Origin of the sequence: Vreelandella sedimenti, from assembly GCF_013416325.1 — a bacterium.
GTDB lineage: Bacteria > Pseudomonadota > Gammaproteobacteria > Pseudomonadales > Halomonadaceae > Vreelandella > Vreelandella sedimenti.
Genome location: NZ_JACCGK010000020.1, coordinates 81,067 through 100,055, shown reverse-complemented (window position 1 = coordinate 100,055; position 18,989 = coordinate 81,067). Strand labels below are relative to the sequence as shown.

Here is an 18,989-nt window from a genome sequence, read left to right as displayed (position 1 = left end):
AGCTGGGGGAGAAGGCTCAATGAGTATCAAATCACTGAAGGCGGACGCATGGGACGCGCTGCTTCGTTTTAAAGCTATAACTCAGAGTAAAGCATGGAATGTTTTCCAATACAGAAAATTGAGTTCACGAAGGCCAAGCTTCAGGGAGTAGCCGGAAACGCTTCTATTGAGATTAGTGTCGTACACTTTGAATTGAGCCTAGATGGGTATTCTGAAACTGTAGACACATTTATTCGCCTCGACTCTGTTCGTATTCCCGTAAATCCGGCAGATCTTAAGGGCAAGCAGTTTACATTTCCGATAAATCCGGTGTTTGGCTATATAGAGGGTTCTATATATTTCTTTGCAGCTCACAATCCGGTGGATGTAATTAAAATCGTATTTGGTGAGATTCAGATTGATAGTCTGCCAATTACGCTTGAAACAAATTGGATTCTTGAGTACGAAAGAACGGGCTTCAAAAATTTAAGAAAAACGGTGGTTACGAGTGTTGAGTTATAACAATGCCTGCCACGGCGACTTATCATTTATTCCGTAGCCACCGCGCTGAGTGTCTTGCCGTCATACCCAGGCTAATGGACGGATAAGGCTCTAAAATATTAAACTTGGGGATAGGATTTGGTGAACAGTGCGCCTCATAATATTAAAGGTCGGTGTCGTTGCGGGCAGGTTGAGTTTGAGGTTGGCGCAAAGCCCATGATCACAATGGCTTGTCACTGCACAGGCTGTCAGCAAATGACTTCAAGCGCGTTTAGCCTTAGTTCGCTATTTTCAAGCGCTGCCTTTTCGATTACAACTGGAGTGCCCGTTATCGGAGGGCTTCACGGTAATACATGCCACTTTTTTTGTGGGCATTGCATGAGCTGGCTATTCACACGTCCTGAATGTGGCTCGGCGCACATTAATCGGCTGCAGCGGCGCAATTTACGCTGCACTTCAATCACCCATGAGCCCGAACACAAGCGCCTGGTCACGACTTACTCAATATTGCGCAGTGTCGGAGTGCCGGTCGGTAAAAAAGATTATATGCTTCACCTGATGCCAAAAGTGAAACAAAGTGCAATCTAACCAGCGCTTCGCACTGGCTCCTGCGCAGCTCAAGCTCCGTTAAGTGCTTATCGAGAAGTAATTTGAACATTACAGATTTACCTTTCGGGGTCACGGATTGGTCTGAAGTTGAGAGGATTGAACACACCGGAGAACACGGCGTTGCTTATTGGAGGACTCGAAATTTCGGGGATATCCGGGTTCGTATGGTTGAGTACAGTCCTGGCTATCTGGCGGATCATTGGTGTGCTAAAGGGCACATATTGCTCTGCCTCGAAGGTGAGCTGCATACTGAGCTAGACGATGGTCGTTGCTTTGTTCTCACGCCTGGTTCGAGCTATCAAGTGGCCGACAATGCCGAACTTCATCGTTCTTCGACGGAGCAGGGAGCTAAGTTGTTCGTTGTCGACTAGCATCCCATAAGCACTCTTCCAACTGTTCCGCCTGCTTATAAGTCGCTTCCTGTAAAGCTGATCGTGCGGCTACTCGCCAGTAGGCTTCAGATGATTATTGGCCAGTGATGACTAACAGCTCACTCAAATCGAGGCCTGTATTGAGGGATTCATTTTGAGCTATCTTGGTCAAGGTTGCTAAAAAACCTCGTAGCTATTTTGGCTTTTGACGGTTAAACACGATCTAAGCGCTGTAGAACTGAAGGAGAGACACATGGTAACCAACACAGAGCTTCATGGGGCTTGCCTTTGCGGGATTGTCAGCATCGCCGTTACCACCAAAAGCAACCATGTCGGCGTTTGTCACTGCTCGATGTGTAGAAAGTGGGGTGGGGGGCCGCTGTTTGCGGTGGAGTTTGCCGGTGATGTGGACTTTAACGGCTCGGAGCATATAACTACCTTCAGTTCCTCAGAGTGGGCAGAGCGTGGTTTCTGCCAACAGTGTGGCACCCACCTCTTCTATCGCTTAAAGCAGGGTGGGCATTACGCGCTTCCCGTAGGCCTTCTTGATAGCGCGGATGATTGGAAAATAACCGAACAGATATTTATCGACCAAAAGCCCACCTACTATTCACTAGCAGAAAAAACCAAGCAGCTGACCGGGGAAGAAGTGTTTGCCCAATTTGGGGAGCAGTAGAGGCTCAGCTCATGGTGCACAAACTTCCGATCTCTTACTAATGCTGGCTTGAACCGGAGCTTGGGTTTGCCAAAATGAGGGTTATAACTGGCAGCACTTGGCAAGGAGTGCCTTCATCAGCGGCGCTACGTAATGCGTGGTAATCGACGGGGAGCTTATGAGCGACAAGAGCAGAATCAGCGTGCAGTGCGTGGTGGGCGATATCGCTCGACAATCCGATGTAGATGCCGTGGTTAATGCCGCCAATGCACAATTGAGAACCGGTGGGGGCGTTGCCGGGGCGCTTCATCGCGCTGCTGGGCCTGGCCTGGCCGAAGAGGGGCAGTCAATGGCGCCCATCAAGCTGGGCCAAGCGGTACTCACCGGCGGTCATAATCTGCCCAACCGCTGGGTGATTCACTGCCTGGGACCGGTATACGGCGTCGACAAGCCGGAGGATCAACTGCTGGCGGAGTGTTACCGCAATGCGCTGAAACTGGCCGATGAGCACGGTATAGAGCGGCTTGCTTGCCCGGCACTGTCTACCGGTGCTTTCGGCTACCCGGCGGAAGAAGCCGCTCAGGTGTGTGCGGCTACCCTCGAAGCCATACTGCCCAGCTTGCATAAAGTGCGCCTCATCCGCTTTGTGCTGTTCGACGAAGCCGCCCGGCATACCTTCCACCAAGCTCTGGCTCAACGCTTAACCATCGATCCGCCATTGGTGGTGATAGGCTCTAAGTTCTAAAAGGAGCATCACATTGAGCACGCTCAAATGCCTTCTAACCCTCGGCTTCTTTTTTCTCGCCAACGGGATCACATGGCTTATAGCTGGCCTAACCACTCATTTGACGACGCTTTGGTCGATTAGCCCCTCGTTTATTGTGCTTGGCATTGTCTGTTTAGCTATTTCCAAGTCTCGCAAGAGCGCTCATAACAGCGCTTCTTCCTCTTGAGGAAGTGGGCCTAAGTACGGTGTATTCGTTCAAGGTACTTGCGTATGTCGTTGTGCTTTAGAGAGACACGTTGTGACGATGTAGACGAGCTTTTCGATGTACGCAGTAAAACACGTGAAAATCCTATTTCCAGAACTAGATTGGCTCAACTAGGTATTACCCATGCTAGTAGCGTCGAAGGGTTTGAGTCGGGTGACCTTTATGGATGGGTATGTGTGAGCCATGAGAAAGTGGTTGGCTTCTGTACCGGGCAGATCTCCACTGGTAAGGTGTTAGTCCTGGCAGTGTTGCCAGCTTTTGAAGGTCTAGGGGTGGGCAAGCAGCTACTCGGCAAGGTGGTCGCTAAGTTACTCCAAAGTGGCAAAAATCCAGTGTGGCTGGCTGCTGATAGTAACTCTGCTGTTCGTGCCCATGGTTTTTACCGTCGATTGGGCTGGGAGCCTATCGGTCAAGTGTTAGAGAACGGTGATGAGATTCTAGAGTATCGTGGCGCTTCCTAACGCTATGGGTAAGCTCAAGGCTTACCAGGCGCTAGGGTGATGGGGTCTTACTTCGCGTATTTTCCAGCTCTTCGATCATCCGGCGCGCTGCATTGGAGAGCGTTCGATTGGTATGCACTAAATACCCTAACGGACGGTGGATGGGGGCAGTGTCCACTTCAAGCTCTACGAGCTCGCTATCGATCATCTTTTCCGGCAGCAGGCTCCAGCCTAATCCTACGCTACACATCATTTTCAGTGTTTCTAAATAGTTGGTCGCCATGCTAACGGGCAATTGTAGACTTGCCTCTGCAAAGCGTTGCGCAATTAGCGAGCCAGTAAAGGTTTTTGCCCCTGGCATGATGCAGTTAAAATCACATAGTGCAGAGAGTGATAATGCACCTTGGTCAGTATGTGCCTGGTTTTTTGCGTGAGAGGCGAGCGGGTGGTCAATCGCACAGGTAAAACAGAGCCGATCACGCCAAAGCTCTACGACCTGCAGCTGTTCATGAGGATGGGGGGCGAGAGTCACCACCGCCATTTCCAAAGTGCCATCCAGCACCCCCTGGTAAGCCTGCTCAGAATCCAGAAAGTGTAGGTCGAGTTCGACTTCCGGATGGCGCTGGGTGTACTGCTTTAATAGTGGTGGTAAGCGGTGTAGGCCAATATGGTGACTGGTGGCCAGGGTAAGCCTGCCGCCCACTTGGCCAGAAAGGTTGGCTAGTGCCCGGCGGCTGTCCTCAACGGTAAACAGGATGCGCCTCGCTTGGGGCAGTAAGACATTACCGGCTTCGGTTAGCGCAATACGCCGACCAATGCGGTCAAACAGCCGTGCACCTACCTGAGACTCCAAGGTAGCGATGCGTTTGCTAACGGCGGGCTGGGTAAGATAAAGCTGCTCTGCCGCGCGGGAGAAACTTTGCGTATCGGCGACAGCCAGAAAGGCTTGTAGGCTTTGGGTATCCACTTACGAATCCTTGAATAAGTATTCCTTTTTGGAATCTAATCTATGAATAACATGAATTGCTTTTATGCGCGAGTCGCGTAACACTCGTGATATCGCCATATAAGCAGCACGAAGAGGCTGCCATACTGAACTAGCAGGGCACCGCCCAGGAGAGCCATATGTCAGGTCAAACCCTTTACGACAAACTTTGGAATCAGCACTTGGTAAAGCAGCGTGACGACGGCACCGCGTTGATCTACATCGACCGCCAGCTGCTTCACGAGGTGACTTCGCCTCAAGCGTTTGAAGGCCTGCGTTTAGCTAATCGTAAGCCGTGGCGTCTAGATGCCAACTTGGCCACGCCTGACCATAACGTGCCGACGACCATTAAAGAGCGCGCCGAGGGCAACAGCGGTATTAAAGACCCGGTGTCGCTGATTCAGGTGCAAACCCTGGATGATAACTGCCTTGAGTACGGCATCGAAGAGTTCAAAATCAACGACCCGCGCCAGGGCATTGTGCACGTAGTTGGCCCCGAACAGGGCGCAACGCTGCCAGGAATGACCGTGGTGTGTGGCGACTCTCACACCGCGACTCACGGTGCCTTTGGCGCTTTGGCTCACGGGATTGGTACTTCGGAAGTTGAGCACGTCATGGCGACCCAGTGCTTGCTGGCGCAAAAAATGAAGAACATGCAGGTGCGCGTGGAAGGAACGCTGGGCCTGGGCGTAACAGCAAAAGATGTGGTGTTGGCTATTATCGGCAAGATTGGCACCGCTGGCGGCACTGGTTATGCCATTGAGTTTGCTGGTAGCGCAATTGCTTCGCTCTCAATGGAAGGGCGCATGACCGTGTGCAACATGGCCATTGAAGCGGGCGCTCGGGTTGGTTTGATCGCCGTTGACGAGACCACTATCGATTACCTGGCCAAGCGCCCCTTTGCGCCTACCGCAGAGCAGTGGGAAGCCGCCGTGGCAGATTGGCGCAATCTGGTTTCTGACGTCGATGCCGAGTTCGATAAAGTGGTTACTTTGCAGGCTGAAGAGATCGAGCCACAGGTGAGCTGGGGCACCAGCCCGGAAATGGTCACCGGTATTTCCGGCCAAGTGCCCGATCCTAGCGCTGCGCTGGATGAAACCGTTCAGCGCAGCCACACTCGTGCCTTAGAGTACATGGGTCTTCACGCCAATCAGAAAATCACTGATATCAAGTTGGATAAAATCTTTATCGGCTCCTGCACCAACTCGCGTATTGAAGATTTACGCGAAGCCGCCAAAGTCGCCAAGGGCAACAAGGTAGCTGATTCCATCAAGTTGGCCATGGTGGTGCCGGGTTCTGGCTTGGTGAAGCGCCAAGCTGAAGCGGAAGGTCTGGATAAGATCTTTATTGAAGCAGGCTTTGAGTGGCGAGAGCCGGGCTGCTCCATGTGTTTGGCTATGAACGCGGATAAACTGGGGGCCGGTGAACACTGCGCGTCTACTTCTAACCGCAACTTTGAAGGGCGCCAGGGCTACGGTGGCCGCACGCACCTGGTCAGCCCGGCCATGGCAGCGGCAGCGGCGATTGCCGGTCACTTTGTCGATGTTCGCAGCTTGCCCGCTAACGACGCCACTCACGCTCAGGAGGCTTAAACCATGAAAAAATTTGAACGTTTTGAAGGCGTGGTAGCGCCCCTTGACCGCGCCAACGTCGACACCGATTTGATCATCCCGAAGCAGTTTTTGAAGTCGATCAAGCGCACTGGCTTTGGCGTTAACCTGTTTGACGAACTGCGTTACTTGGATGAAGGCCAGCCTGGGCAAGACTGCTCACAGCGCCCGCTGAACCCTGATTTTGTCTTGAACCAGCCGCGCTTCAAAGGCGCGGAAGTACTACTTGCTCGGCGCAACTTTGGCTGTGGCAGTTCGCGTGAACACGCGCCTTGGGCGCTGGAAGATTTCGGTTTCAAGGTAGTGATTGCGCCTAGCTTTGCCGATATCTTCTACAATAACTCGTTCAAGAACGGCATTTTGCTGATTACCTTCCCGGAAGATGTGATCGATCGCCTGTTTGCCGAGGTGGAAGCCAATGAAGGCTACCAGTTGGATGTGGACTTAGAGAATCAGCGGGTCATTGCCCCGAGCGGTGAGATTTTAGAGTTTGAAGTGGATGAGTTTCGCAAGCACTGTCTGCTTGAAGGATTGGACGATATTGGTCTGACGCTAAAAGACGAAGACGCCATTCGTGCTTTTGAGCAGAAGCATAAAACTGCGCGCCCCTGGCTGTTCCGGCAGTCTGCCTAAACGCTTTCCAGTTTTCACAGTAAGCTTGATAGCGCGTTGCAACCCCATTGCAATGCGCAAAGCGGCCAAAGTCGCTCGATAACATGTTAAGGATTCAGCATGACTCATAAGGTATTACTGCTGCCGGGTGACGGTATTGGCCCCGAGATTGCTGCCCAGGCGGCACGTTTGTTAAAGGCGTGCCAAGAAGCGGGCTTGGATATTGAAGTGGATGAAGGTTTGGTGGGCGGCTCCGCCTACGATGTTCACGGCGAGCCGCTGCCCGCGGAAACTTTGGAGAAAGCCAAAGCCGCTAGCGCTATTTTGCTGGGTGCCGTGGGTGGCCCCAAGTGGGACAAAATTGAAGACCTCTCCAAGCGTCCTGAAAAAGGCCTGCTGGGGCTGCGTAAAAACCTTGGATTGTTTGGCAATCTGCGCCCGGCAATGCTCTACCCGCAGTTGGCCAGCGCCTCTAGCCTGAAGCCGGAACTGGTGGCCGGTCTAGATATTATGATCGTCCGCGAACTCACCGGCGGTATCTACTTCGGCCAGCCTCGTGGCATTGAAGTACGAAACGGCGAGCGGGTCGGTTTTAACACCTATATCTATTCTGAAAGCGAAATTGAGCGTATTGGCCGCGTCGCGTTTGAAATGGCCCAGAAGCGTGGCAAGAAGCTTTGCTCGGTAGATAAAGCTAACGTGCTGGAAGTGACCATCTTGTGGCGTGAAGTGATGGAGCGTTTAGCGCCGGAATACCCGGACGTCGAGCTTTCCCATATGTACGTCGATAACGCCGCCATGCAGCTAGTGCGCTCACCCAAGCAGTTTGACGTGGTGGTGACTGGCAATATGTTTGGCGACATTCTCTCTGACGCTGCCGCTATGCTGACCGGCTCCATCGGTATGCTGCCTTCTGCTTCGCTAAATGAAAGCGGGCAGGGCATGTACGAGCCATGCCACGGTAGCGCGCCGGATATCGCCGGTCAGAATGTAGCTAACCCACTGGCCATGATGCTTTCGGTAGCCATGATGCTGCGTTATTCGTTGGGTGAAAATGCCATGGCGGAGCGTATTGAAGCCGCCGTCGGCAGCGTGCTGGATGACGGTCTGCGCACTGCAGATATTGCCTCTGAAGGTATGCAGACCATTGGTACCGATGCCATGGGCGATGCGGTGCTAGCGGCGTTTGCTAAGCAGTGAGTAAAGTCGTCGGGCTACTCCGGCGATAGGTCTACGAGGGGGCGCTGTAAACCCCTCCCTGGGCGCTACATTTGCCACTGACCGCCATGGATGGCGGAAATGCCGTGATTGCATGGACGCATTTCACGGCCATGGCAAATGCCCCCCCCCTACGACCTATCCCCGGCGCCTTTGTTTGTTCCGCCATTAACATTAGCCGTTCAGTGCGGCTTCAAAATCACCGTAAAGAAGTGTGTATAATGTGAGTACTCATTCTTTGCAGGAGGACTTCATATGTTGAAAGTCGGTTTCGTGGGATGGCGCGGCATGGTGGGCTCAGTGCTGATGCAGCGCATGCAGGAAGATGGTGATTTCAACGGCATCGAGCCGGTGTTCTTCACCACCTCCCAGGTAGGCCAGCCCGGCCCCGACATCGGTGTCGACGTACCTCCGCTGAAAGATGCCTTTGATATTGAAGCGCTAAAAGCGTTGGATGTTGTTGTCACCTGTCAGGGCGGTGACTACACCAAGCCGGTCTATAAAGACCTTCGCAGTGCAGGCTGGAAAGGCTACTGGATTGACGCAGCCAGCACGCTGCGTATGGAAGATGAAGCGACGATCGTGCTGGATCCGGTTAACCGCAAGGTTATCGACGACCAGCTAGCCAAGGGCGCCAAAACCTTTGTGGGCGGCAACTGTACCGTGAGCCTAATGCTGATGGGCTTGGGCGGTCTATTTGAAGCCGATATGGTCGAGTGGATGACCTCCATGACCTACCAGGCGGCTTCTGGTTCGGGCGCTAAGCACATGCGTGAGCTGCTCAACCAAATGGGCCAACTGCGCGACAGCGTCGGCGAAGAGCTAAAAGATCCGTCAAGCGCGATTCTGGATATCGACCGCAAAGTAACGGCTGCCATGCGCAGCGGTGACTTTCCGACCGATAACTTTGCCGCGCCGCTGGCGGGTAGCCTGCTGCCATGGATCGATACTAAGCTGGACAACGGCCAGAGCCGCGAAGAGTGGAAGGGCAGCGTTGAGACCAATAAGATTCTCGGGCTCGACAACAATCCGATCCCCATCGATGGCCTATGTGTGCGTATCGGTGCGATGCGCTCGCACAGCCAGGCATTCACTATCAAGCTAAAGCACGATGTGCCGTTGGATGAGATCGAAGATCGTATCGCCAAGCACAACGAGTGGGTCAAACTGATTCCTAACGATAAAGACGCCACCATTGCTGGCCTAACGCCTGCGGCTGCCACTGGCACGCTACAAGTGCCGGTTGGGCGCCTGCGTAAACTGCAAATGGGCGGCGAATACCTCTCGGCATTTAGCGTGGGTGACCAATTGCTGTGGGGCGCCGCAGAGCCGCTGAAGCGTATGTTGAAGATTCTTCGCGAACAGTAATTGTTTATTGTTGTACGCCAGTCGAAAACGGGAAGCTGTTCGCAGCTTCCCGTTTTTTTGCGGCTAGTCATCTTGATAGTGGGAATAACGCCGTTATTTCGTTAAGTTATGACAAAAAGACTTAGTAAAATTATTTGGCATCAGCCGCTAAAAGTAAGTAGGTGATCAGGGAACATTCATGAAAAAATCACTGGCATGGATTACATGGCTCTCGTTGAGTGTAGTAAGTCCGATTGCGCTGGCCGTTGGTTTTGGGCAGGCGAGTGTCAGCTCATATCTGGATGCGCCTTTAGATGCTTCGATCCCTCTGCTCGAAAGCAGTGATTACGCCCTCGAAGAGATTCATATCAGCGTTGCCGAGCCACCAGCCTTTGCCTCAGCAGGCCTTGAATGGACGCCATTAGCGGCCAGCGTGCGCGTCCAGATTCAACAAGAGCAGCAGGGGCGCCGAAAGGTACGCTTAAGTTCGGATAAAACGGTTCAGGAGCCCTGGCTTGATTTGCTGTTAACGGTTGAGTTGCCAGACGGGCAACAGTTTCGTGACATAACCCTACTGTTTGATCCCCCAAGCTATGCTCAGGATCAAGCGCTTGCTCAAAATGCTGCCCCCAGCTCGTCATCTGTAAGCAGTGTCGTCACGCCCCCGGTTGCTCAGCCTATTTCGACGCCGCCATCGAGTGCCTATGTGGGGAGCGGCGATACTCTATGGAGCGTTGCCGAGCGTATTAAACCTGACGAGGTGAGCGTACAGCAGATGATGGTGGCGCTGCGGGAGGCCAACTCTGAGGTCTTTCCATCGGGCAACATAAATGACATGCGTGCAGGGCTAACGCTGCGGGTGCCTAATACTGAACGCATTCTGGCGCGCTCTCACGGTGATGCCGATGCTGCTATCAAAGCGATGAATGAAGCCTGGCAGCACCGCCGCAATGGCTTATTGCAAACAGTGGCGTTACCGAAGGTTGAAGCCGCCACGTCTGTTTCTGATATCCTGATAGCCGCCCAAGCGCTACCGGCTAACGAACCGAATAATCCTGATAGCGCGCTCGCCGCTGGTGGTCTTGAATCGGTCGGATTAGAAGCAGTCGATCAAGCCGGGGTTGAAGAAGCCGACCAGCCTGAAGAGTTAACGCGTTCGGAGCTGACCGAGCAACTGCGCCTAAGCCAAGCGACATTACAGCAGATTCTCGAAGAGCGTGAATTGATGCGCTCAGAACTTGACGAACTGCGTGGCGGGGTTGCCTCGTTAATGCAGGCGCTAAGCGATACGTTGGCTGCTCAAGAGCAACCTTCAGCGCCACTCATTGCTAGCATGGATGAGACGAATAGCCCGGGTGCGGCTGGCTTAATTGAGCGCTACCAGTGGCCGTTAGCTTTGGCCTCCATCACACTGCTGTTAGCGCTGTTGGTATGGTTACGTAAGCGCCGAAAGGAGACCTGGAAAGATTTTCCGCTGGCTGAACCTGTGGTTAAGCCAGCAGCTCAGCCTCGCGTAGAACCCAAGGCTGAGCACGATGCTCCTGCCGCTAACGCTACGCCGACATTAGATACCGATCAATGGCTGGTCGACGATCAAGGGCAGACGCCATCGCAAGACGACACACTAAACTATGAAAAAAGTCAGGCATCAGGACTCGCTAAGCAGGGGCGCAAGCGATGGTTAGGGCTAAATGCTGTTGCCGCTGACAGTTCTGAAAATGTCTCTTTAGCACCACCGCCGAGTTCTATGCCCAGGAGCCAACTGCTGGCTTCAATCCGTGCCGTTATTCCTGCCTCTGAGCCTGCGGCTGCGAATGCTCATGTGCAGCAAACCGACAAGCCTTCTGAAACAGCGGAGAATCCAGGCCATCGCTTTATCGATTACCACCCGCCGATCTTAAACAGTACTTCTAGCCGCACTTTAAACAGTCAGGGCGGCCTGCGTACCGAAACCCCCATGCAGCCTACGGTAGAGTTCTCCAGCGAGTCACATGCCGAACCGGTGCCTCCCGCGGAACAGCCACCTAGGCCAGTTGAAGAGGAATGGGAAATTGAAGAGGTAGCATTCAAGCCGCGAGGCCTGGATAATAGCGATCCTTCAAAATCTTCAAAATGATGTGGCTTGATGACGCTGTTCTATCACTTCGATGAGAAAATTCCGCTTACCGGCCGCTTGGCAATGGGTATCGAGTACGACGGTACCCGCTATTGCGGTTTTCAGCGCTTAAACCATGCCGCATCGGTTCAGGCATCGTTAGAGGATGCGCTGTCCAAAGTGGCCAATGAGACTATCAGGGTAAGTGCCAGTGGGCGCACCGATTCGGGGGTGCATGCGACCCGTCAGATCGTCCATTTTGACCCGCCGGTAGGGCGCTCCGAAAAAGCCTGGATCTTTGGCGCTAATACCCATTTGCCCCGCGACGTTGCTGTACGCTGGGTGAAGCCAGTGGGCGATGACTTTCATTCACGCCTATGCGCCCTGGGTCGCCGCTACCGCTACGTGCTGTTGAACCAGATCAGCCGCCCGGTATTGGAGCGTGCCAATGTGACCTGGTGCCGTGACCCGTTAGACGCCGATGTCATGCACCGGGCCGCCCAGGCGCTGGTAGGCGAGCACGATTTTTCCAGCTTCCGTGCCGCTGGGTGTCAGTCCAAAACCCCCTGGCGACATATGCACTTTGTGGACGTAAAGCGCTATGGCCAGTTGGTGATGATCGATATTCAAGGCAACGCGTTCTTACACCACATGATTCGCAACATTGCCGGGGCGCTGGTGAGCGTCGGACGCGGTGCCCAAGATGAAGCTTATATTGGTGAACTTTTAGCGCTTAAAAACCGTCGCAAAGGGGATGTAACGGCACCCGCCTGCGGGCTGCATTTTGTCGATTCGGTCTACGATGAGCGCTTTGATTTGCCTAAAGAGCCGTTGGGGCCGCATCTGCTCACATTTACTGGAGAGTGGACGGGAGAGCGCGAGCTTCCTGATACGCCACGGGTAGCCTATCGACGCAATCGCTCGTTGCGTAACCCGGCAGCTACCCCTGAACAGGAGGCGTCGCCATGAGTGCTTCCCCGCAAACCCGCACCCGAATCAAGTTCTGTGGTTTTACGCGTGGTGAGGATATTGACCTCGCCGTGGCGCTGGGCGTGGATGCCTTGGGTTTCGTGATTTGGCCAAAAAGTGCGCGCAGCGTGAATGTCGAACAACTGGCGGCGCTCTCTGCCCGCGTGCCTGCCTTTGTGACCCGCGTGGGGCTGTTTGTTGACCAGCCTGCTGAGCTCATTGAGCAGTGCTTGCCCTATCTCGATATGCTTCAATTTCATGGCAATGAAACGCCCGTTGAGTGCCAGCGCTTTTCGCTACCCTGGATGAAAGCGCTGCGCATGCGCGATGAGATAGATCTTACCCATGAGGCAGAGCGCTATCATCACGCTCAGGCGTTACTGCTAGACGCGTATCGACCGGGGACACCGGGGGGCACGGGGGAGACCTTTGATTGGTCTAGAATCCCCGCAAATCTTGCAAAACCTGTTATCCTCGCCGGTGGGTTGAGTGCTGATAACATTGCTGACGCAGTGCGTCAGGTAGCGCCTTATGCAGTGGATGTGTCCGGCGGTATTGAAGTCTCTCACGGCTGTAAAGATGCTGACAAGATGGCGTCTTTCGTGCGTCATGTGGCGTTAGCCGACACCCGCTAGCGTTTCCCGGATAAGTTTATGTAAGCCTAGTTTTTGTGTAATTTATGCGTATTGCTTATGGGTATTTTATCGAGCTACGTGTTTACGTCGATTCATTTATTGTTTGCCTGCTCTGGCGATCTTGTGAGGTATCCCTGTGACTGTTTCTGCGACGCCTACACCCAAAACCAAGTTCAGTGATTTGACCCGAATGCCGGATGCCCGTGGTCATTTTGGCCCTTACGGTGGTCGGTTTGTGTCAGAAACCCTGAGCTTTGCGTTGGAAGAGTTGGAGAAAACGTACTTAAGCCTGCGTGATGATCCCGACTTTCAGGCCGAGTTTGACTACGATCTTGCCCACTATGTGGGACGTCCATCGCCGCTCTACCACGCTAAACGCTGGTCAGCGAGTCTTGGGGGGGCGCAGATTTGGTTGAAGCGGGAAGATCTGAATCATACCGGTGCTCACAAGGTAAACAACACCATTGGTCAGGCACTGCTGGCCAAAAAAACCGGCAAGCCACGTATTATCGCTGAAACCGGGGCGGGCCAGCATGGCGTTGCCTCGGCGACTGTGGCCGCTCGCCTAGGGCTTGAGTGTGACGTGTATATGGGGGCTGAAGACGTACAGCGCCAAAAGCTAAACGTTTACCGTATGCGCCTATTGGGCGCTCGGGTCATTCCGGTAGAGTCCGGTACCCGCACTCTCAAAGATGCCATGAACGAAGCGCTGCGTGACTGGGTCACCAACGTTGACAACACCTTCTATATCATCGGTACCGTGGCGGGCCCGCACCCTTATCCGCTGCTGGTGCGCGATTTCAACGCGGTGGTAGGGCGTGAAGCGCGCCGCCAGTCGCTTGAGCAAATCGGCCGTCTACCTGACGCACTGATTGCCTGTGTGGGCGGTGGCTCTAACGCCTTGGGTCTGTTCTATCCCTTTGTGGAAGATGACGACGTGGCTATGTATGGCGTGGAGGCCGGTGGCGATGGCGTCGAAACCGGCCGCCACGCAGCACCGCTGGCATCCAATGCGCCGCGCGGCGTGCTCCACGGTAATCGCACCTACTTAATGTCAGATGAAGCCGGGCAGGTGTCGGATACGCACTCCATTTCAGCTGGCCTGGATTACCCTGGCGTAGGCCCCGAACACGCGCTTTGGAAAGACGTGGGGCGGGTTTCCTATGTGGCCGCTAACGATAAGGAAGTGCTCGAAGCGTTTCGCGAGCTGACCCACATGGAGGGCATTATGCCGGCCCTTGAGTCGGCCCATGCGCTGGCCCATGCCAAGGTGTTGGCGCCTACCATGCGTCCTGACCAGCATATCGTGGTTAACCTCTCCGGGCGTGGCGACAAAGACATCATGACCGTTGCTAAGGTTGATGGCATCGAATTTTAAGGTCAGCTTTTTTTAAGGGCGAGCATGAACCGTATTGATCAGCGTTTCAGTGAACTTAAGCAGCAGGGCCGCAAGGCCCTGATCCCTTACATCACCGCAGGTGATCCAGCACCTCAGTACACCGTTGGTTTTATGCATGCTCTGGTGGAAGCAGGTGCCGATGTGATTGAGCTAGGCGTGCCTTTTTCCGACCCCATGGCGGATGGCCCGGTCATTCAAAAAGCCTGTGAGCGTGCGTTAAAGCAGGGCACACGGCTGGTCGACCTTATGCAGATGGTCAAAGAGTTCCGCCAAACCGATACCACGACACCGGTTGTGTTGATGGGCTACTTGAATCCGATTGAGCGAATTGGCTACGAAAACTTTGCCGATCAAGCTGCCAGCGTGGGCGTTGACGGTGTGCTGATTGTAGATATGCCGCCTGAAGAGGCCGAAGAGATTGGGCCGCTGCTGAAATCGCGGGATTTAGCGGCGATTTTTTTGGTTGCGCCTACCACTTCTAACCAGCGTGCCGCTACAATATGCGCCCATGGCGAGGGCTACCTCTACTACGTTTCGCTGAAAGGCGTGACCGGTGCCGCCACCCTGAACGCAGACGATGTGGCCGAGCATTTGGCGCCGCTGCGGGGAATGACCGATTTGCCGCTATGTGTTGGTTTCGGCATCCGCGATGGTGTGACGGCCGCTGAAGTAGCTAAAGTCGCCGATGGTGTGATTGTAGGTAGCGCTTTGGTTAATCGCATCGCTGAAAGTGTCGATGCGCCGGAAACCATTGCGGGCCAGTTGAAAAGTGTATTAGCAGAGATGCGTACGGCGATGGATGCCTAAAGCGAATTGCTTTATCGCCTATACTGAATAGATTCACGACACTCATCGAGCCTGGTTCTGCCAGGCGTTGACGTATAACGGAAGCCTTTTTGATATGAGCTGGTTAGACAAGATCGTACCCTCCATGGGTCGCATCCAGCGTAAAGACCGTCGCGCTAGCGTGCCCGACGGCCTCTGGCGTAAATGTCCCAAGTGCGAAGCGGTTCTCTACCTCCCTGAGCTAGAGAAACATAACAGCGTCTGTCCCAAGTGCGATCACCATCTGCGCTTGACGGCACGCAAACGCTTGGACTGGTTCTTGGATAAAGCAGGACGCGAAGAGATCGCGGCGGAAATCGAACCCAATGATCGGTTGAAGTTTCGCGACTCTAAAAAATACAAAGACCGCCTGACCGCGGCGCAAAAAGATACTGGCGAGAAAGATGCGCTGGTCGCTATGCGCGGTGAGTTGGATGGTCTTCCGGTCGTTGCCGTTGCCTTTGAGTTCACCTTTATGGGCGGCTCAATGGGGGCAGTGGTCGGCGAGAAATTTGTTCGGGCCGCTTCCTTGGCGCTGGAAGAAAACATCCCGCTGGTGTGCTTTGCCGCTTCCGGTGGTGCACGCATGCAGGAAGCGCTCTTCTCTTTGATGCAGATGGCTAAAACATCCGCCGCGCTTGAAAAGCTCAAACAAGCGGGTGTGCCGTATATTTCTGTGCTCACAGATCCCGTCTTTGGCGGTGTTTCAGCCTCACTAGCCATGTTGGGTGACTTGAATATTGCCGAACCCAATGCCTTGATTGGTTTTGCAGGCCCCAGGGTCATCGAGCAAACGGTGCGTGAAACCTTGCCAGAAGGGTTCCAGCGCAGCGAGTTTCTGCTTGAACACGGTACCGTCGACATGATTCTTCATCGACATGAAATGCGTGCCCGCGTGGGTAGTGTGCTGCGTAAGTTAACCCACCATGACGCAACGCCGGTGAGTTCGATCAATCCTGATGATGCTGAGGTCGTTGAGCCTATCGTTGAGGAAGATACCTTGGCGGAAACCGCTGACGTCACGTTTGAGAAAGTTGAGGCGCCTCAGAAGGACACCACTTTCGTTAAGAGTGATGACCATTCGCGCAATGCCTGACTCTCTACAGACACCTTCTGTGCCGCTCTACTCTTTGCAACAGTGGCTCCAGCATTTGGAAACACTGCATCCGGTAGGGATTGATATGGGCCTGGAGCGGGTCTCGCAGGTGGCTAAACGGATGGGGCTGCTTTCAAGCCCCATCGCCCCCCGCGTTATTACGGTAGCAGGCACCAACGGCAAGGGCTCAACCCTTGCCATGATTGATAGCGTTGCCCGTGCCCATGGTTGGCGAGTGGGTACCTACACTTCTCCTCATTTATTGCGCTACAACGAACGCGTTAAAATCGACGGCCAGGAAGCCGACGACCAACTGCTGGTGCAAGGCTTTGAGCAGGTTGAGCAGGCGCGATTGCAGGGCAGTGAAATCAGTCTGACCTATTTTGAAGCGGGGACACTGTGCGGTCTGTGGTGCTTGTCCAATGCAACGCTTGATCTTGCGGTACTAGAGGTGGGACTGGGTGGTCGACTTGATGCGGTCAATATTATTGATGCGGACGTGGCCATTGTTACCACTATTGCTCAGGATCACGCTAACTTTTTAGGCACCGATTTAGCTCAGATTGGACGTGAAAAAGCCGGTATTTTTCGTGCCAATCGTCCTGCCGTGCTCGGTAGCCAAACGTTACCTTCCAGTGTCGCTGAATGTGCCCAGGTGCTAGCGGCGCCTATGTTTTGTTTGGGCCAGCAATTTGCCCATCAGGCGATGGCCTCTGAGCCTTCTCGATGGCGCTGGCAGGGACAGCATCCGGATGGTCAACGCATTGTGATTGACGAACTTCCCGAGCCGGGGCTGCCTATCGATAACGCCGCCACGGCCTTGCAGGCGCTTGTGCTTGCAGGGCTTGGGTTGGAAACAGTGCTCGTGCAAACTGCGTTGAGGTCTGTTCAGTTGCCGGGGCGGCTGCAATGGGTAGGGCCTTGGTGCCTGGATGTAGGTCATAATCCTCATGCTGCCGAGTATGTTGTTCGCCATTTGCCGCAACCTCCGGAAGGTGGTCGGCAGTGGGGCCTAATTGGCATGTTGAATGATAAGGATATAGACGGTGTCATACAGGCGTTAGCGTCTCGCATTAGTGATTGGGTGTGCGTGTCGCTGAGCGGGGAGCGAGGTTGCCAGGCAAGCGAGTTGTCGCAACGTATTATAGCTCAGGGAGGGCGGGTGCATTTTAGTGCTGATTCGCCGCAAGTAGGCGTCGATTGGCTGGCTCAGGTGTTAACGCCCAATGATCGTGTCTTGGCCACCGGGTCGTTCTTTACAGTAGCGGCACTGTTAGCTCGGCCACTGCCAACAGGCGCTGCGTCGCTTGATGGAGACGGAAATGAAATACGGTAAAACGGAACGCATTAGCGGTATTGTGATTCTACTCGCGCTACTGGCGATCTTTGTGCCGTGGCTAATGAGCGACCCCGCACCAAGGGAAGAACGTCCCCAGCCGAACTTTGTGATCGAGCAACCCGTTGAAGTGGAGCGCCGTGACGTTCCTGCACCGGAAAGGCCTTCAACCATCGGCGAGCCATCGCTATCGTCATCGCCTCGTAATGAAGAGGGCGATGTGCCTATCGATGTCGATCCGAGGTTGCCGGAAACCGATCAAATTGCTGCTTCTAATCAGTCGCCCTCCAGTCCCGAAGCGGCGGGATCCAGTGAACCGGATGAAGGGCCGGCGACCTCCGATAGCGACCCTATTGCTGACCTGATTGCCAGCAATAGTGGCAGCGGTCAAAGCAGCAGTGAAGGCTCTTCACAGGGCTCTTCACAACGTTCATCGCAAAGCTCCTCATCTAGCTCACCCACCCCCTCAGCAAGCGCTCAGGGAGAGTGGGCGGTGCAAGTCGGCAGCTTTGGAGAGCCCGGTAATGCGCAGCGCCTTAGCGAGCAGCTTTCGGGTGAAGGGTTTACTGTTTATCAGCGTGAGCGCGATAACAATATGACCACCGTCTTTGTGGGCCCTTATGCCACTTCTGAGGAGGGGGAGTCTGCCATGTCCTCGATTAAAGAGCGGGCCAATGTGCAGGGCCTGCTTGTTCGGGTAAGAGACTAAACGATGGCATTAACCTGGATTGATGCGGTGTTCTTGGCCGTGCTGGCGCTATCAATGCTAGCCGGATTCGTCCGGGGATTTGTTCGCGAGGCATTGGGTTTGGCCGCCTGGGTCGTTGCCTTAATGGTTGCCCGAGTACTCGCCGAACCGGTGGCCGAACTGATGAGCGGGTTTATCGATAGCTTTGATGCCCGCCTAGTGCTCGCTTTTATACTGGTGATCTTTGCCGTTATTTTGCTTTGCGGCATAGTCATTCGCTTGGTGCATGCGGCGATTGAGTGGGTAGGCATGGGGCTTTTGAACCGTGTGGCGGGGGCGGCTTTTGGTGTTGCTCGTGGGGCGGTTATTTTGCTTATTGCTACCGTGCTGATTACCCTCACGCCGCTGGCGGAACTGCAGGCATGGCAACAAGCCGAGCTGCGATCGACCTTTATTCAACTGCGCGATTGGGCGGTGAGCCAATTAGATCAGTGGGATCGTGAGCTGCCGGAGGCGCCATCGTCGCTGCGCGACATATCTCTACCTGAGCTGCGTCTGCCTAGTGCGACGGAGCGTGAGGTTATCCCGGCAGGTGATTGACCTGCTACTGAAGTCGATTCTACGAAC

At 54.2% G+C, this 18,989-nt stretch carries 20 protein-coding genes; 19 read left to right on the top strand and 1 reads right to left on the bottom strand.

Annotated elements, in window-relative coordinates; translation table 11 throughout:
• Positions 1-93: 93 nt before the first annotated feature.
• The 6 genes from HZU72_RS20115 to HZU72_RS20090 all read left to right on the top strand — a co-directional run bounded on the left by HZU72_RS20115 (position 94) and on the right by HZU72_RS20090 (position 3,568).
• Positions 94-501 (top strand): hypothetical protein, encoded by a 408-nt coding sequence (locus HZU72_RS20115; RefSeq protein WP_180095264.1) that lies wholly within the window; start codon positions 94-96, stop codon positions 499-501.
• Between the two features lie 195 nt (positions 502-696).
• On the top strand, positions 697-1,068 hold the full coding sequence (locus tag HZU72_RS23915) for a GFA family protein (RefSeq protein WP_328738025.1): 372 nt from the start codon (positions 697-699) through the stop codon (positions 1,066-1,068).
• Between the two features lie 62 nt (positions 1,069-1,130).
• Positions 1,131-1,460: a DHCW motif cupin fold protein gene (locus HZU72_RS20105; RefSeq protein ID WP_180095258.1), complete on the top strand. Its 330-nt coding sequence runs from the start codon at positions 1,131-1,133 to the stop codon at positions 1,458-1,460.
• Positions 1,461-1,713: 253 nt separating this feature from the next.
• Positions 1,714-2,136, top strand: coding sequence for a GFA family protein (locus HZU72_RS20100; RefSeq protein ID WP_180095256.1), 423 nt, complete (start codon positions 1,714-1,716; stop codon positions 2,134-2,136).
• A 157-nt stretch (positions 2,137-2,293) separates the two neighbouring features.
• On the top strand, positions 2,294-2,860 hold the full coding sequence (locus HZU72_RS20095; protein ID WP_180095253.1) for a macro domain-containing protein: 567 nt from the start codon (positions 2,294-2,296) through the stop codon (positions 2,858-2,860).
• A 252-nt stretch (positions 2,861-3,112) separates the two neighbouring features.
• A complete protein-coding gene (locus HZU72_RS20090) occupies positions 3,113-3,568 on the top strand; it encodes a GNAT family N-acetyltransferase (protein ID WP_180095250.1) in 456 nt (151 codons plus the stop codon).
• Positions 3,569-3,599: 31 nt separating this feature from the next.
• On the opposite strand, the gene HZU72_RS20085 is transcribed toward HZU72_RS20090, so the two are convergent.
• The gene (locus HZU72_RS20085; RefSeq protein ID WP_180095247.1) at positions 3,600-4,514 is read right to left on the bottom strand and encodes a LysR family transcriptional regulator; all 915 of its coding nucleotides are present in this window, start codon (positions 4,512-4,514) and stop codon (positions 3,600-3,602) included.
• Positions 4,515-4,672: 158 nt separating this feature from the next.
• Between HZU72_RS20085 and leuC the strand changes: the two genes are divergently transcribed.
• The 13 genes from leuC (at position 4,673) to HZU72_RS20020 (ending at position 18,962) form a co-directional block, all read left to right on the top strand.
• On the top strand, positions 4,673-6,124 hold the full coding sequence (gene leuC, locus HZU72_RS20080; RefSeq protein ID WP_180095245.1) for a 3-isopropylmalate dehydratase large subunit: 1,452 nt from the start codon (positions 4,673-4,675) through the stop codon (positions 6,122-6,124).
• Positions 6,125-6,127: 3 nt separating this feature from the next.
• Positions 6,128-6,775: a 3-isopropylmalate dehydratase small subunit gene (leuD, locus tag HZU72_RS20075; protein WP_180095242.1), complete on the top strand. Its 648-nt coding sequence runs from the start codon at positions 6,128-6,130 to the stop codon at positions 6,773-6,775.
• A gap of 99 nt (positions 6,776-6,874) precedes the next feature.
• On the top strand, positions 6,875-7,954 hold the full coding sequence (leuB, locus tag HZU72_RS20070) for a 3-isopropylmalate dehydrogenase (RefSeq protein WP_180095239.1): 1,080 nt from the start codon (positions 6,875-6,877) through the stop codon (positions 7,952-7,954).
• 273 nt (positions 7,955-8,227) lie between these two features.
• On the top strand, positions 8,228-9,340 hold the full coding sequence (gene asd, locus HZU72_RS20065) for an aspartate-semialdehyde dehydrogenase (protein ID WP_022523215.1): 1,113 nt from the start codon (positions 8,228-8,230) through the stop codon (positions 9,338-9,340).
• Between the two features lie 178 nt (positions 9,341-9,518).
• Positions 9,519-11,435 (top strand): type IV pilus assembly protein FimV, encoded by a 1,917-nt coding sequence (locus tag HZU72_RS20060; RefSeq protein WP_180095236.1) that lies wholly within the window; start codon positions 9,519-9,521, stop codon positions 11,433-11,435.
• Positions 11,436-11,444: 9 nt separating this feature from the next.
• Positions 11,445-12,383: a tRNA pseudouridine(38-40) synthase TruA gene (truA, locus tag HZU72_RS20055; protein ID WP_180095233.1), complete on the top strand. Its 939-nt coding sequence runs from the start codon at positions 11,445-11,447 to the stop codon at positions 12,381-12,383.
• Positions 12,380-13,018: a phosphoribosylanthranilate isomerase gene (locus HZU72_RS20050; RefSeq protein ID WP_180095229.1), complete on the top strand. Its 639-nt coding sequence runs from the start codon at positions 12,380-12,382 to the stop codon at positions 13,016-13,018. Before truA ends, HZU72_RS20050 begins: the two co-directional genes overlap by 4 nt.
• A gap of 190 nt (positions 13,019-13,208) precedes the next feature.
• The gene (trpB, locus tag HZU72_RS20045) at positions 13,209-14,396 is read left to right on the top strand and encodes a tryptophan synthase subunit beta (RefSeq protein WP_180095288.1); all 1,188 of its coding nucleotides are present in this window, start codon (positions 13,209-13,211) and stop codon (positions 14,394-14,396) included.
• Positions 14,397-14,420: 24 nt separating this feature from the next.
• Entirely contained in the window at positions 14,421-15,224 is an 804-nt protein-coding gene (gene trpA / locus HZU72_RS20040; protein WP_009286954.1) for a tryptophan synthase subunit alpha, read from the top strand.
• Positions 15,225-15,318: 94 nt separating this feature from the next.
• Positions 15,319-16,338 (top strand): acetyl-CoA carboxylase, carboxyltransferase subunit beta, encoded by a 1,020-nt coding sequence (gene accD, locus HZU72_RS20035; protein ID WP_180095227.1) that lies wholly within the window; start codon positions 15,319-15,321, stop codon positions 16,336-16,338.
• Positions 16,316-17,674: a bifunctional tetrahydrofolate synthase/dihydrofolate synthase gene (folC, locus tag HZU72_RS20030; RefSeq protein WP_235976191.1), complete on the top strand. Its 1,359-nt coding sequence runs from the start codon at positions 16,316-16,318 to the stop codon at positions 17,672-17,674. The genes accD and folC overlap by 23 nt, the downstream gene beginning before the upstream one ends.
• The gene (locus HZU72_RS20025) at positions 17,661-18,383 is read left to right on the top strand and encodes an SPOR domain-containing protein (protein ID WP_180095225.1); all 723 of its coding nucleotides are present in this window, start codon (positions 17,661-17,663) and stop codon (positions 18,381-18,383) included. Before folC ends, HZU72_RS20025 begins: the two co-directional genes overlap by 14 nt.
• A 3-nt stretch (positions 18,384-18,386) precedes the next feature.
• The gene (locus HZU72_RS20020; protein WP_180095222.1) at positions 18,387-18,962 is read left to right on the top strand and encodes a CvpA family protein; all 576 of its coding nucleotides are present in this window, start codon (positions 18,387-18,389) and stop codon (positions 18,960-18,962) included.
• Positions 18,963-18,989 lie beyond the last annotated feature (27 nt).

Excerpts from the sequence above, each read along its gene's own strand:
- HZU72_RS20050 (WP_180095229.1), top strand. The coding sequence starts at position 12,380 with ATGAGTGCTTCCCCGCAAACCCGCACCCGAATCAAGTTCTGTGGTTTT.
- leuD (WP_180095242.1), top strand. The coding sequence starts at position 6,128 with ATGAAAAAATTTGAACGTTTTGAAGGCGTGGTAGCGCCCCTTGACCGC.
- truA (WP_180095233.1), top strand. The coding sequence starts at position 11,445 with ATGACGCTGTTCTATCACTTCGATGAGAAAATTCCGCTTACCGGCCGC.
- HZU72_RS20090 (WP_180095250.1), top strand. The coding sequence starts at position 3,113 with ATGTCGTTGTGCTTTAGAGAGACACGTTGTGACGATGTAGACGAGCTT.
- HZU72_RS20115 (WP_180095264.1), top strand. The coding sequence starts at position 94 with ATGGAATGTTTTCCAATACAGAAAATTGAGTTCACGAAGGCCAAGCTT.
- HZU72_RS20100 (WP_180095256.1), top strand. The coding sequence starts at position 1,714 with ATGGTAACCAACACAGAGCTTCATGGGGCTTGCCTTTGCGGGATTGTC.
- leuB (WP_180095239.1), top strand. The coding sequence starts at position 6,875 with ATGACTCATAAGGTATTACTGCTGCCGGGTGACGGTATTGGCCCCGAG.
- trpA (WP_009286954.1), top strand. The coding sequence starts at position 14,421 with ATGAACCGTATTGATCAGCGTTTCAGTGAACTTAAGCAGCAGGGCCGC.
- asd (WP_022523215.1), top strand. The coding sequence starts at position 8,228 with ATGTTGAAAGTCGGTTTCGTGGGATGGCGCGGCATGGTGGGCTCAGTG.
- accD (WP_180095227.1), top strand. The coding sequence starts at position 15,319 with ATGAGCTGGTTAGACAAGATCGTACCCTCCATGGGTCGCATCCAGCGT.
- HZU72_RS20060 (WP_180095236.1), top strand. The coding sequence starts at position 9,519 with ATGAAAAAATCACTGGCATGGATTACATGGCTCTCGTTGAGTGTAGTA.
- trpB (WP_180095288.1), top strand. The coding sequence starts at position 13,209 with ATGCCGGATGCCCGTGGTCATTTTGGCCCTTACGGTGGTCGGTTTGTG.
- leuC (WP_180095245.1), top strand. The coding sequence starts at position 4,673 with ATGTCAGGTCAAACCCTTTACGACAAACTTTGGAATCAGCACTTGGTA.
- HZU72_RS23915 (WP_328738025.1), top strand. The coding sequence starts at position 697 with ATGATCACAATGGCTTGTCACTGCACAGGCTGTCAGCAAATGACTTCA.
- HZU72_RS20020 (WP_180095222.1), top strand. The coding sequence starts at position 18,387 with ATGGCATTAACCTGGATTGATGCGGTGTTCTTGGCCGTGCTGGCGCTA.
- HZU72_RS20025 (WP_180095225.1), top strand. The coding sequence starts at position 17,661 with ATGAAATACGGTAAAACGGAACGCATTAGCGGTATTGTGATTCTACTC.
- HZU72_RS20095 (WP_180095253.1), top strand. The coding sequence starts at position 2,294 with ATGAGCGACAAGAGCAGAATCAGCGTGCAGTGCGTGGTGGGCGATATC.
- folC (WP_235976191.1), top strand. The coding sequence starts at position 16,316 with ATGACCATTCGCGCAATGCCTGACTCTCTACAGACACCTTCTGTGCCG.